This is a genomic window from Peribacillus huizhouensis, from assembly GCF_014138605.1.
GTDB classification, from domain to species: domain Bacteria; phylum Bacillota; class Bacilli; order Bacillales; family DSM-1321; genus Peribacillus; species Peribacillus huizhouensis.
In genome coordinates, this window is record NZ_JACJHX010000036.1 from 1 (window position 1) to 12472 (window position 12472).

Genomic DNA, 12472 nt, shown 5'->3' on the forward strand with positions numbered 1-12472 from the left:
ATTAGGCACGCCGCCAGCGTTCGTCCTGAGCCAGGATCAAACTCTCCAAAAAGTGTTTGACTTGCTCATTGTTTTTATAGTGTGTACTCACTTAAATTTAAACGTTGGCGCTTTGTTTTGTTCAGTTTTCAAAGAGCAATTTGCCATTTTTTACAAACGACTTTTATATCTTATCAGATCTTTCAATTGCCGTCAATAATATTTCTAAAAAAAATTAAATTAAAATTTTCTAAAGAATGTGTGTTTAACGACTTTTATAATATAGCAATGATACGAAAAATAGTCAATACATTTTTATAGAATGATTTTTAAATATTAATTAAACTGAGTCCTTCTTCTCTAAATTACGCTTCTTGCTTCTCACATATTTCATGCATTCCGATGACGGTGCGACTCTTTTAAATAGGTTAAACAGGATTTTATATCTTTCTTCCATCGCCCTTTTAACAAAGGCGTCGATTCTGGCATCCTGAAAATCAAACAGAATTTCATCAAGTTCACGTTTTAAAACATATTCCAATTCTTTTTGCTCCATTTCATTAACCATTAACCCTATCATACATACCAACTCCTCTTTCCTCCTATTATTTCCAATCTCCTGATTTCTAATTCATCTTGGAGTTCTTATTAGTCATAATGTGGGTTTATTTGAATAGATATGAGACAAGAGTATTGGACGAGGTGATGTTGATGAATTTTTTCTGGGTTTTAAGAGCTCAGTCAATTAAACGATATGCTGTAGTTATACTAGCTGCGTTATTTGCTGCTTGGTTTTTATTTCTTCAAAACGTTCTTCATGCTCCTGTTTTTTCTACACCCGATGGGCCAAAGGCAGTATATAAGGGTGAAAAAAACATTGCTCTCACCTTCAACATCGGTTGGGGGGATAAACAGGCTTCTCCTATACTTAAAACACTAAAAAACGAAAAGATCACATCAGCTACTTTTTTCCTTTCGGGGTCATGGGCCGAACGCCATCCAGAAATTGTAGCAACCATAGTAAAAGAAGGTTATGAAATTGGTATTTTGGGGTATTCATATGTAGATTATTCTGATTTAGAAGATGAAGAAATCATTAAAGATATTTCCAAGGCACAGGAAGCATTTAAGAAGTTGAATGTTACGGACATTAAACTTCTTCGCGCTCCAACGGGACACTTCGATAAACGTCTGCTAAAGATTGGAGAACGATTTGGCTATACAATTGTTCATTGGAGCGTTGATTCAAAAGACTGGACGAATCCGGGTGTAAATGCCATTGTCCAAAATGTTGATAAAGCAAATAAGGGCGATATAGTTCTTATGCATGCGTCTGATTCAGCAAAACAAACAAATAAGGCATTACCAGAACTCATTCAAGAACTCCGCTCTAAAGATCTTAATTTCGTTACAGTTTCAGAGATGATTTCAAATTCCAGTACAAAACATGAGGAAATTCAGTAAAGTGAAACTTCCATCAGTGGGTCTTTTCCTTCATTCCCACTGATGGTAGGTTCCGTTTACAGGTAGCTTTCTCCCCCTACCATCTTTGTACCTCATAAGTTATAAGTGTCTTACCGCCCGCTAATGCAGGATAAACATAGACAAAGAGCGACACAAAGACATGACTTTGCGCCGCTCTTTTAACGATTAAACCTCTTTGATATTGATTTGATCTTTTTTCTTTTGGGTCATCATCTTATTTGTAATAGTTGCTTGTTTTGCCCTCTTCGTAGCCAATTCTTTTTGAGAAGCATCGATCAACCGATTGAGAATCAACAATTGGTACACATTACATGCTAACAATGGATATAGCATAAAGTACAACCAGCTATCATCATCTGAACGCAAAACAGGAACCCACTCTAACACAGTAATAACTGTCATAAAAAAAAGAGCGGGTATGAACGCTTGCTTATTCGTTTGCTTAACTTTGAAATAAGCGACAATCGCCCCAAAGATGAGTAAAAACACCGCTGGATAGACAAATGGCAAGACCCCTTCACCCTTATCCGCGAAATTCATATATCGAAAATACACAAGGTCCCCTAGAACAAATGCAATCAAAACAATTTGAATCCCATTCCACAATGAGGTACTTTTAAAGATCCCAAGCCCAAATCGGTGTATGGTTAAATAGGCAAAGAAACCAGCTTGACTAATTACACTGAAAATTAACCCTACCCCTACAAGCCACACAAAGACGGATAAAAGCTCTACTAAATCAAATGAAGTAAATTCCTCCCACCGTACAGCGAAACCGACAATACCTCCTGTTATACCTCCTACAAGTAGCGTTGATATAAATAAGCGAACAATATTACGGCTATTCATTATTTTCCCCCAAAAGTAAGCATTTTCTTTCTCTAATTTTACCAACCCATTTGTAAAAAATCCACCTTTCTCTCAAGACGCATAAAATCATTATTCTGATCCATATTAAATATATGATGAATTGAAAGGAAAGGGGGGCTCTTAACACATGAGATATAGTGTTATTTTATTATTGTTCTCTATGTTTTGCCTCGTAGGTTCCGGCTGTACCCAAAGCGGAACAAGCGTAGCGAAAATGGATTATGAAGAAACAAAAAAAATGGTTGTTGATATTTTAAAAACAGACGATGGCAAAAAGGCTATCCAGGATGTCCTGTCTGACGAATCGATTAAAAGTAAGCTAATTTTAGATCAAGATGTTGTTACCAAAGCTGTAGAAACAACGATTACATCAGATAAAGGCCAGAAGTTCTGGGAAAATTCCTTCAAAGATCCCAAATTTGCCGCTAACTACGCAAAAAGCTTAAAAAAGGAACATGAGCAACTTTTAAAGGACCTAGCCAAAGATCCAAACTATCGTGAATTGATTACGGACATTATGAAAGAGCCTGGATTCCAAACCGAAATAAATAAGTTATTAAAATCCAATGAAATCCGCTCTATTTATAAAGAAACGCTTCTTGAAACGATGGACAGCCCTTTAGTGAAGGCAAAAATGCAAGACATTCTCATAAAAGCTGCAACCAAAATGCAAACGGACGAAAAGTCTAATGATAAGAAGAAAGGTTCAGGGGGAGATACTGGAAGCGGTGGCGGAGGAAGTTAAATTGTAGGGACTAGCAAGATGTACTAGTCCCTACAACCACTTTATTAACATTTACATCGTATTGAAAATAGATCAAAGACGTACAAATTTGCTTAGTTATCGATTTTATGAATGATCTTATTGGCTATCTCTGTATAAATTTTACCTAAACGATGGTCTTCTGCATAAATGGATGGAGCAAAGTCAGCTTCATTCCAGTCCGGCTGTTGAAGAGGCAGACGTCCTAGCACTTCTGTGCGAAGCTCTTCTGCCAATTTATCTCCTCCGCCTTTACCGAAAACATATTCTTTTTCACCTGTTATTTCACTTTCAAAAAATGCCATATTCTCAACAACTCCAATGACTTCATGCTCAGTTTTAATTGCCATCGCCCCCGCTCTTGCCGCTACAAATGCTGCAGTTGGATGAGGTGTTGTCACAATGATTTCCTTACATGAAGGAAGCATAGTATGTACATCTAACGCAATATCCCCTGTTCCAGGAGGTAAATCGAGAAGTAAATAGTCAAGCTCTCCCCACTCTACTTCATTAAAGAAACTATTCAGCATCTTCCCTAGAATTGGTCCACGCCAAATAACCGGTGCATTATCTTCTACAAAAAAGCCCATTGAAATGACTTTCACGCCAAATCGCTCAACGGGAATAATTTTCTCACCACGAACTATAGGTCGTTTTGATATACCCATCATATCAGGAACACTAAATCCATAAATATCAGCATCCACAAGGCCTACTTTTTTTCCAAGCCGAGCTAATGCAGTTGCCACATTCACCGATACGGTCGATTTCCCTACACCACCTTTACCACTAGCGATTGCAATAAATGCCGTCTTACTCGCAGGTGATAATAAGCCCATTTCAGCTTCTTCGTGCAAACTGTCACGATGCTTAGCCAATTCAGCTTCCGGCAATTCAGAAAAGCGAATACCTACCGAAGATGCACCTCTCTCCTTTAATGCATCTACAATTTTCGTTTGTAATTGCAATTGTTCAGACGTTCCTGTTTTTGCAATTGCTATTTTTACACTTACATGACTTTTTTCAGGTTTAATTTTGACTTCAAGAATTCCATTTGTTTCAACCAAGCTTTTATGAAGGAAAGGATCATTAAAATCCTTTAATATTTCCACGATACTCTCTTCAGTTAACATGATATAGGCACCTACCTTAAATGAATTCGTTTCCAATAGTAGTATACCATATCCACTAATATTTACTTATTGGCTAGCTCCTGAACTTGTTTTCTAATTTTTATATGTCGATTTATTCTTTATATTCGTGAATCTCATCTGAATCCTCTGTAAAGAATCGTAATACTCCATTGTAAACAGCCGCTGCAATTTTTTCCTGATATGATTCTTGGATTAGGTTTCCTCTTTCTTCATCATTAGAAAGAAAGCCAATCTCCACTAATGCACCTGGTTTTTTTGCGTTGGACATTACATACACTTGATCAATGGTTTTTGCTTCCCGAGACGTATTTTCTAAATTTCGAATAATTTCAGTTTGAATAAATCTTGCCACCTTTTCATTCTCTTCAAACCTACGTGTATAAAACGTTTGAGCTCCTTTCCATCTCTTTGAAGGAATGGAATTAAGATGAATACTAAGAAATAAGTCGGCATTCGATTCGTTAATAAAGGCAACTCGATTATGTAAGTCTTCCTGTTTTCGCTTTCGAACCCCTTTCGTACTTTCGTCTGCAAGGTCCTTGTCACTTTCCCTTGTCATTAGAACCAGTGCCCCTTGCTCTTGTAGTAAGTCCCTTATTTTCATAGTTACTGCTAGCGAAATTTCCTTTTCTAAAACTTTTTCAGCAGAGGCTCCCCCATCCAATCCGCCATGTCCAGCATCTAAAACAATTATTTTCCCGGACAACGGAAGGTTCCATGCATTCCAAGAATCATCTTCCATAAATTTAAACGTCACAATTAAGAAAAGTGCAATCAGAGCAAGAGCCACTCCCGTATATTTCAATTTTCTAACCATTTAGTTCACCTCTCGCTTGTCCTAGTCCTATATAATATAAAGTATGTGTACTTGATAAAAAGTAGAACAAGCTGTTTAGAGACTCTTCAAATGGCTCACATTAGTGCAGTCTTAATTTATACGATCTTTCCCCTGTTCGAAATCCTTCCTTCCACCACATTTCAACGTACACACTACATCTATAGTAAAGACTATCATTGTATAGCTCTTGTTCACCAATCTTCCCCCAATAAAGAATAAAATTAAATAGAGTATCAATAAGATGCGTCTCTTCTTGTTGGCATCGAGCCCTCACCATATCTTCAGATTCACCATAATAACCAAATCTGCTAAAATGCCCTCCAAGCAAATAGCTCTCGATAGCCACATCAAAACAGCCTTCCTCAAGCACTTCAGAAACACGGATCCCGTTAAATGAACTAGGGCCAAAAAACTCCCGGATTCTGCTCCGCATATTTTCTACAGATAAATCCCGAAGCAACCTACGCTCATACTTAATCTGCTGCTCCCTCCGACGCTTCTCGAAACCCTCTATAATCACTAACAGCACCTCCAAGGGGTCAGACCCCATTTCCCGAGTTATTTCCCGGCTTACCTATAGTGTCTGCGAGCTTGAGATAGCAATTCTAGTTATTAGATGGAAATTTGTATTATGAGGCCAAATCTTTTTTATAGTTATTATCAACATTTAACAAAGCATTTTCGCTGAACAGACAATATCCAGTCAGTTTAGACCTAAATTTTGGTATAGACACCAATCTTTCTCCTTCGACAAAATACGACATTTGATATAAACTCTAATTAACACGATAGATTTCGGTTGGTAAGCCATGATTTTGTCGTGATTAGGATCTCTTCATAAGGACCCATTCCCACACTACACAATTTAATCGTTGTATAGTTGGGGGCGGACCCTTTGGGAGATCCTCTTTTTTTATTATCCATCCCCAATTCAAAGCTTTTTCAATTTCATTAACTCCCCTTTCCATAAATGCCGTCCACATTATCTAATAATTCACAAAATGAAACTTTCAGATTTAAACGCTTAACCCGATGGATTCAAATCGTTTAATTCATGTAAAAAAGAACTTTCTTTTTTAATAAGGGCAACTTCTACAAAATGAATCTTATCTTGCATCAATAGGAATTAATGAAAAATAAAGTAATTTCCTATAAAGATGATCGTTCCCATCGAATTGTGCTTACTTAATCCCCCTTCTCCGTTATATACGGATTTCTTCATTTACAAGCTTCCCGTCTATGTCTAACAGCGACAAGTGTCTAATTAGTACATAAGAAGTTAATAAGACCCTGATATTCAAATGACAACGAATAACTACTCATGCCACAGAATACTATTAAAGAGCAAACTGCACAAAAATTTCAAAGGTACAATGAGCTATGAGATGCGGCCATAAATAATATTTCCGTGGTCAAAATTTGGTCAAAAGCCTTTTCCAAGTATAAAAAAAACCCCCAAACCAAAGGTTCGAGAGCCTTGAAACGATAATAAAATTAACGTTTTGAGAACTGAGGTGCACGACGCGCGCCTTTAAGACCGTATTTTTTACGTTCTTTCATACGAGGGTCACGTGTTAGTAATCCAGCAGATTTAAGAGCTGGACGGAATTCTGGATCTACTTGAAGCAATGCACGTGCGATACCGTGACGGATTGCGCCAGCTTGACCAGTGTATCCACCACCGTTAACATTTACAAGAATGTCATAAGTTCCAGTAGTTTCAGTAGCAACTAGTGGTTGGTTAACAACTTCACGTAGCGCTGCAAATGGGATGTATTCATTAATTTCACGACCGTTAATAACGACGCGACCTTCGCCTGGTACTAAACGTACACGAGCTACTGAGCTCTTACGGCGACCAGTACCATAATATTGAACTTGTGCCAAGATAGTAACCTCCTTAATAATTATCCGCGTAATTCGTATACTTCAGGTTGTTGAGCTTGGTGTTGGTGCTCAGGTCCTGCATATACGTGTAATTTTTTGAAAATTTGACGACCTAGAGAATTCTTTGGAAGCATTCCTTTGATAGCAAGCTCAAGCATTCTCACAGGATAGTTTGTACGCATCTCAAGAGCAGTTCTTGTTTTAAGTCCGCCTGTATGCATAGTGTGACGGTAGTAGATTTTGTCATTTAACTTGTTCCCAGTTAAATGAATTTTCTCTGCATTGATTAAAATTACATGATCGCCAGTATCAACGTTCGGTGTAAATGTTGGTTTGTTTTTGCCACGTAAAATGGATGCTACTTCAGTAGAAAGACGACCTAAAGTTTTACCTTCAGCATCGATTACATACCATTTACGTTCAACTTCATTAGCTTTTGCCATAAATGTCGTACGCATGATTACCCTCCTAAAAATTGTTTCACATTATATTTATTTTCAATCACAATAAACTTTCCGGGGCTTATCGCGGGATTAAAATACATACCATATTATATTATATGCTCCCACTTATATTGTCAAGTAAATGTTACACCAGGTTTAGTTGTCTTAAGATAAACTTTAATTTCCAGCACCATAATAGACTTCCCATAAATATAATCCTTGTGCAGGTGCAGTTTTTCCTGCCATTCCACGATCTTTTTTTTCAAGAATCATTGGAATGTCACTAGCCTCCCTTTTCCCATTCCCGACTTCAAGAAGAGTTCCGACTAGAATTCGAACCATATTATACAAAAAGCCTGTGCCTCTAAAGCGGAAAACAAACAAGTCCCCTTCTTCATAAAAGTCAATTTCATGAAGGGTTCGTACTTTATCTTTCACGTCTGTATTAGAAGCACAAAAACTAGAAAAGTCATGTGTGCCAATCAAATAAGAAATCGCCTGACGAATGAAGGTTTCATTTAAAGCATACGGAAAGTGGTACACATAATTACGACGAAACGGATCCTTATGATGACTACGACTGATATAGTATCGATACTCCTTGCCTTCTGCATCAAAACGGGCATGGAAATCATTAGCAGATATTGACGAATTTAGTACAACGATATCATCAGGGAGTAATGCATTTAGCCCACGCTCCCACTTCTCTGCTGGAAAAGTATACGGAGAATCAAAGTGTATGACCTGTCCTTTCGCATGGACACCAGCATCCGTCCTCCCAGAAGCAGTCACCTTTACATTTTCGCCTTTATGCATTTTAGCAAGCGCCTTTTCAAGCTCACTTTGGACTGTTCGTTTATCTGGCTGCACTTGATAGCCAGCAAAAAGGCTGCCATCATAAGTGATTGTACATTTATATCTTTGCATGATCTACCCTCTTCATGAACGTAATAAAACTAAGAAAATTGTCAAAACTACTAAAGAAAGCATCAATAAAGTATCAGCTGTTTGCCACTTTAATTGGCGGTATTTTGTCCGCCCCTCGCCACCGCGATAGCCGCGAGCTTCCATTGCAATCGCAAGCTCCTCTGCCCTCTTAAATGCGCTCACAAACAATGGGACTAATAATGGGATAATGGCTTTAATCCGCTCTTTTAATGGCCCTGAAGTGAAGTCGACGCCTCTTGCCATTTGTGCCTTCATAATTTTGTCAGTCTCTTCCATTAAAGTTGGAATAAAGCGTAGTGCAATCGACATCATAAGCGACAACTCATGTACAGGTAGCTTCCACTTTTTAAAAGGATGCAGAAGTGTCTCCATCCCATCTGTTATAGATATTGGATTCGTTGTTAAAGTTAGTAATGAAGTAACAAGTATTAAAAATGTAAATCGTAGTGAAATGAAAAGACCTTGTCTCAAGCCCCCATCATAAATCTCTAACCAACCTAGCTTATACAGCAATTCCCCTTCTTTTGTAAACAGAATATGAAGAATAAATGTAAAAACAATGAGAAATAAAATTGGCTTTAGCCCATTATATAAAAAACGAATGGGTATTTTCGAAAGCATCAGCAATAAAAGGGTAAATAATCCAACCAATCCATAAGTGACTAAGTTGTTCGCCAAAAAAATAATACATACAAATAGAAAAACAAGAAGCAGCTTTGAACGCGGATCCAATTTATGAACAGTAGAATCAACAGGAACATATCTACCGAGGATCATTTTATCTAGCATTATTGATTCCCCCGTCCCATTACTGTTTTAACTTCAGAAACCAGATCGTCAACCGATAAACAAATCCGCTCAAAACGAATTCCTAATTCTTTTTGCAGCTTTAATTGAAAACGGACAGTATCTGGAACGTCAAGACCTAATTCTAACAGTTGTTCTGGCTGTGAAAAAATATCAAGGGGTGTCCCCTTTTTAAATACAGTGCCTCGATGCATAATGATGATTTCATCTGCATAACGTGCTGCATCCTCCATACTATGGGTGACGAGGATTGTTGAAATACCTCTTTCTTTATGGAGCTGGTAAAACATGTCCATAATCTCCATCCTACCTCGGGGATCTAAGCCTGCAGTCGGTTCATCTAAAACAAGAACATCTGGCTCCATCGCGAGAACACCTGCTATCGCCACTCTGCGCATTTGTCCGCCAGATAAGTCGAAAGGAGATTTCTCTAGGATCTCTTCAGCCATACCTACCTGTTTTAACGCTTTTCTTGCACGATCCTTTGCATCTTTCTCTGAAGCCCCAAAATTCATAGGGCCAAAACAAATATCCTTTTCAACCGTCTCCTCGAATAACTGATGCTCAGGAAACTGAAATACAATCCCAACATTACTCCGAATTCCCCGAAGTTCTTTTTCCTTACGACCAGACTCAATTCTACGATCACCAATCGTGACGGAACCCTTTGTCGGCTTTAACAATGCGTTAAAATGTTGAAGCAATGTCGATTTTCCTGAACCTGTATGCCCAATAATTGCTGTATATGATCCAGGTTCAATGTCTATATTCACGTCATGCAAAGCTAAATGTTCAAACGGCGTGTTTATTTGGTATCGATATTCTACATCTTGGAGTGTAATTCGCATAGCTCTCTCACCAACTCTTCCTCTGTCAAATGGCTTTTTACTAATCCAATACCATGTTCTTTAAATTCTTTACTTAATTTGACGGAAAAAGGGATATCAAGACCTAGCTCTATTAACTCACCTTCCATTTGAAAAATATCAGTTGGTATTCCCTGGCGATAAAGTTTCCCTTCATTCATCACAATCATTCTGTCAGCTTTTGCAGCTTCTTCAAGATCATGGGTAATAGAAATTACTGTCAAAAGATTTTCTTCTTTCAGTTCTCTAACCGTTTCAAGTACTTCTTCCCTACCTCTTGGATCGAGCATAGAAGTCGCTTCGTCTAAAATTATCAAATCCGGCTGTAAAGCTATAACACCAGCAATTGCTACTCTCTGCTTTTGACCACCAGATAGATGGTGCGGCTCTTGATTGAGAAAACTCCCCATTTTCACTTTGTTCAAGGCATTCTGCACCCTTTTGACCATTTCTGGTAACGGAATACCCGCATTTTCCAAACCAAAAGCCACATCATCCTGAACAGTAGCACCAACAAATTGATTATCTGGATTTTGAAAAACCATACCAATTTTGCTCCTAGCTTCCCAAACCGTTTCTTCTGTCAACTCAGTTCCATTGACTAGAATGGACCCTTCTTGAGGAAATTGAAGACCATTAAGAAGTTTTGCCAATGTTGATTTACCAGAACCGTTATGACCTACAAGCGCAAGCCACTCACCTTCGTATATGTCAAAAGAAACATGATCGACTGCGTTTCTTGTTTGACCTTCATATTTGAAAACAATATTTTCTAATGAAACAAGTTTCTTCGCCATTATGCTCTCTCCTATCCTCAGCTATCCTATTCTTATCATATCTCAGCTCAGGTCGAAATGAAACCATACTTGTTTTTGAATATAAAAAAACGCTGCACCCCTTCCACCGAAACATTTCGGTAAATTAAGAGCAGCTTTTCCTCATACTCATTTCGATAAATGGGTATATTCTTATTACGCTTACATAAGCGGGAAGGGGTACTTGAGCTAGACGTGAAGACACAATCAGACTGCATGCCAGCCATCATAACACTCAAATAGCGATTTCTTGTATGATTATTCTAGTTGTATATAAAAGAAAAGGACGAAGAACAAGTTTTTGTTCAACTGTCCTAAGCCCTCTTCAAAGCTGTAATTAAACTAACTCGATTACTACGATTGGTGCAGCGTCTCCGCGACGTGGACCCATTTTCAAAATACGAGTATAACCGCCTTGACGTTCTTCGTAACGAGGAGCGATGTCACTGAATAATTTTTGTAGAGCATCTTGCCCATTCTCAGCGTTAGCCACTTCTTTACGGATGAAGCTAGCCGCTTGACGACGAGCGTGTAAGTCACCACGTTTACCAAGAGTAATCATTTTTTCAACCACAGAACGGATTTCTTTAGCACGTGCTTCTGTAGTTTCAATGCGCTCATGGATGATTAAATCAGTAGCTAAATCACGAAGTAATGCTTTACGTTGAGCGCTAGTGCGTCCTAACTTTCTGTAACCCATTTAGAGATTCCCTCCTTCTATAGAAGTTAAATATTCATCGTTCGAGGCTTACAATAAAATGCCTAGTTCAGCTTAGCCGACTAGTCATCAGTCATCTTTACGAAGACCTAAGCCTAGTTCTTCAAGTTTCGCTTTCACTTCTTCAAGTGATTTGCGACCTAGATTTCGTACTTTCATCATGTCTTCTTCCGTTTTATGAGCAAGCTCTTGAACGGTATTGATTCCAGCACGTTTTAGGCAGTTATAAGAACGGACTGAAAGATCTAGTTCTTCGATAGTCATCTCAAGAACTTTTTCTTTTTGGTCTTCTTCTTTTTCTACCATAATTTCAGCATTTTGAGCTTCATCAGTTAATCCAACGAAAATATTCAAATGCTCAGTTAAAATCTTAGCCCCAAGAGCAACTGCTTCTTGTGGTCCATTGCTTCCATCTGTCCAAACATCAAACGTTAATTTGTCAAAGTTGGTCATTTGGCCTACACGAGTATTTTCAACTTGGTAGGAAACACGAGCTACAGGAGTATAGATCGAATCGATTGGAATCACACCAATTGGCTGATCTTCTCTTTTGTTTTGATCAGCAGGAGTATAACCGCGGCCACGACGAGCCATTAAACGCATACGCATATGACCGTTTTTCCCAATAGTAGCAATATGCAAATCCGGATTAAGGATTTCCACGTCACTGTCATGAGTGATATCAGCAGCTGTAACAACTCCCTCACCCTGCACATCAATTTCAAGCGTCTTTTCTTCATCGGAATAAATCTTTAGAGCAAGCTTTTTCACATTAAGAATGATAGAAGTTACATCTTCTACGACGCCTTCAATTGTTGAGAACTCATGCAGCACTCCATCAATTTGAATAGATGTGACAGCAGCACCTGGGAGTGAGGATAAAAGAATACGACGTAAGG

Annotated in this window: 15 protein-coding genes; 2 read left to right on the top strand and 13 right to left on the bottom strand. The window is 38.3% G+C overall.

The window, feature by feature from the left end:
- Positions 1–319: 319 nt before the first annotated feature.
- Complete coding sequence (locus tag HNP81_RS22960) at positions 320–559, bottom strand: hypothetical protein (protein ID WP_182504128.1); 240 nt, start codon at positions 557–559, stop codon at positions 320–322.
- A 131-nt stretch (positions 560–690) separates the two neighbouring features.
- Between HNP81_RS22960 and pdaB the strand changes: the two genes are divergently transcribed.
- Entirely contained in the window at positions 691–1443 is a 753-nt protein-coding gene (gene pdaB / locus HNP81_RS22965; protein WP_182504129.1) for a polysaccharide deacetylase family sporulation protein PdaB, read from the top strand.
- A gap of 186 nt (positions 1444–1629) precedes the next feature.
- Here pdaB and HNP81_RS22970 read toward each other — a convergent pair whose 3' ends face one another.
- Complete coding sequence (locus HNP81_RS22970; RefSeq protein WP_182504130.1) at positions 1630–2313, bottom strand: KinB-signaling pathway activation protein; 684 nt, start codon at positions 2311–2313, stop codon at positions 1630–1632.
- Positions 2314–2461: 148 nt separating this feature from the next.
- Between HNP81_RS22970 and gerD the strand changes: the two genes are divergently transcribed.
- A complete protein-coding gene (gerD, locus tag HNP81_RS22975) occupies positions 2462–3079 on the top strand; it encodes a spore germination lipoprotein GerD (RefSeq protein WP_182504131.1) in 618 nt (205 codons plus the stop codon).
- Positions 3080–3171: 92 nt separating this feature from the next.
- Here the strand turns inward: gerD and salA are convergent, their stop codons facing one another.
- The 11 genes from salA to HNP81_RS23030 all read right to left on the bottom strand — a co-directional run.
- Entirely contained in the window at positions 3172–4230 is a 1059-nt protein-coding gene (gene salA, locus HNP81_RS22980; RefSeq protein WP_182504132.1) for an iron-sulfur carrier protein/transcriptional regulator SalA, read from the bottom strand.
- A 112-nt stretch (positions 4231–4342) separates the two neighbouring features.
- The gene (cwlD, locus tag HNP81_RS22985) at positions 4343–5068 is read right to left on the bottom strand and encodes an N-acetylmuramoyl-L-alanine amidase CwlD (protein ID WP_028390428.1); all 726 of its coding nucleotides are present in this window, start codon (positions 5066–5068) and stop codon (positions 4343–4345) included.
- A gap of 100 nt (positions 5069–5168) precedes the next feature.
- Positions 5169–5609: a DUF2521 family protein gene (locus HNP81_RS22990; protein ID WP_312859725.1), complete on the bottom strand. Its 441-nt coding sequence runs from the start codon at positions 5607–5609 to the stop codon at positions 5169–5171.
- Positions 5610–6583: 974 nt separating this feature from the next.
- Complete coding sequence (gene rpsI, locus HNP81_RS22995) at positions 6584–6976, bottom strand: 30S ribosomal protein S9 (protein ID WP_028390430.1); 393 nt, start codon at positions 6974–6976, stop codon at positions 6584–6586.
- 20 nt (positions 6977–6996) lie between these two features.
- On the bottom strand, positions 6997–7434 hold the full coding sequence (gene rplM, locus HNP81_RS23000) for a 50S ribosomal protein L13 (RefSeq protein WP_028390431.1): 438 nt from the start codon (positions 7432–7434) through the stop codon (positions 6997–6999).
- A 162-nt stretch (positions 7435–7596) separates the two neighbouring features.
- A complete protein-coding gene (gene truA, locus HNP81_RS23005) occupies positions 7597–8346 on the bottom strand; it encodes a tRNA pseudouridine(38-40) synthase TruA (RefSeq protein WP_182504133.1) in 750 nt (249 codons plus the stop codon).
- Between the two features lie 12 nt (positions 8347–8358).
- Positions 8359–9156 carry an energy-coupling factor transporter transmembrane component T family protein gene (locus tag HNP81_RS23010; protein ID WP_182504134.1) on the bottom strand — a complete coding sequence of 266 codons (798 nt, stop codon included), beginning with the start codon at positions 9154–9156 and terminating at the stop codon, positions 8359–8361.
- The gene (locus tag HNP81_RS23015; RefSeq protein ID WP_182504135.1) at positions 9156–10022 is read right to left on the bottom strand and encodes an energy-coupling factor ABC transporter ATP-binding protein; all 867 of its coding nucleotides are present in this window, start codon (positions 10020–10022) and stop codon (positions 9156–9158) included. Before HNP81_RS23015 ends, HNP81_RS23010 begins: the two co-directional genes overlap by 1 nt.
- Complete coding sequence (locus HNP81_RS23020) at positions 9998–10837, bottom strand: energy-coupling factor ABC transporter ATP-binding protein (RefSeq protein WP_182504136.1); 840 nt, start codon at positions 10835–10837, stop codon at positions 9998–10000. The genes HNP81_RS23015 and HNP81_RS23020 overlap by 25 nt, the downstream gene beginning before the upstream one ends.
- Before the next feature lie 355 nt (positions 10838–11192).
- Positions 11193–11555 (bottom strand): 50S ribosomal protein L17, encoded by a 363-nt coding sequence (gene rplQ, locus HNP81_RS23025; protein WP_028390436.1) that lies wholly within the window; start codon positions 11553–11555, stop codon positions 11193–11195.
- Positions 11556–11642: 87 nt separating this feature from the next.
- A partial coding sequence (locus HNP81_RS23030; protein WP_182504137.1) for a DNA-directed RNA polymerase subunit alpha occupies positions 11643–12472 on the bottom strand: 830 nt, incomplete at its 5' end.

What these genes read in the sequence shown, in the direction of transcription:
- cwlD (WP_028390428.1), bottom strand. Translation starts at nt 5,068, where the DNA reads ATGGTTAGAAAATTGAAATATACGGGAGTGGCTCTTGCTCTGATTGCA.
- HNP81_RS23020 (WP_182504136.1), bottom strand. Translation starts at nt 10,837, where the DNA reads ATGGCGAAGAAACTTGTTTCATTAGAAAATATTGTTTTCAAATATGAA.
- HNP81_RS23010 (WP_182504134.1), bottom strand. Translation starts at nt 9,156, where the DNA reads ATGCTAGATAAAATGATCCTCGGTAGATATGTTCCTGTTGATTCTACT.
- truA (WP_182504133.1), bottom strand. Translation starts at nt 8,346, where the DNA reads ATGCAAAGATATAAATGTACAATCACTTATGATGGCAGCCTTTTTGCT.
- rplM (WP_028390431.1), bottom strand. Translation starts at nt 7,434, where the DNA reads ATGCGTACGACATTTATGGCAAAAGCTAATGAAGTTGAACGTAAATGG.
- rplQ (WP_028390436.1), bottom strand. Translation starts at nt 11,555, where the DNA reads ATGGGTTACAGAAAGTTAGGACGCACTAGCGCTCAACGTAAAGCATTA.
- HNP81_RS23015 (WP_182504135.1), bottom strand. Translation starts at nt 10,022, where the DNA reads ATGCGAATTACACTCCAAGATGTAGAATATCGATACCAAATAAACACG.
- HNP81_RS22960 (WP_182504128.1), bottom strand. Translation starts at nt 559, where the DNA reads ATGATAGGGTTAATGGTTAATGAAATGGAGCAAAAAGAATTGGAATAT.
- HNP81_RS22970 (WP_182504130.1), bottom strand. Translation starts at nt 2,313, where the DNA reads ATGAATAGCCGTAATATTGTTCGCTTATTTATATCAACGCTACTTGTA.
- pdaB (WP_182504129.1), top strand. Translation starts at nt 691, where the DNA reads ATGAATTTTTTCTGGGTTTTAAGAGCTCAGTCAATTAAACGATATGCT.
- salA (WP_182504132.1), bottom strand. Translation starts at nt 4,230, where the DNA reads ATGTTAACTGAAGAGAGTATCGTGGAAATATTAAAGGATTTTAATGAT.
- gerD (WP_182504131.1), top strand. Translation starts at nt 2,462, where the DNA reads ATGAGATATAGTGTTATTTTATTATTGTTCTCTATGTTTTGCCTCGTA.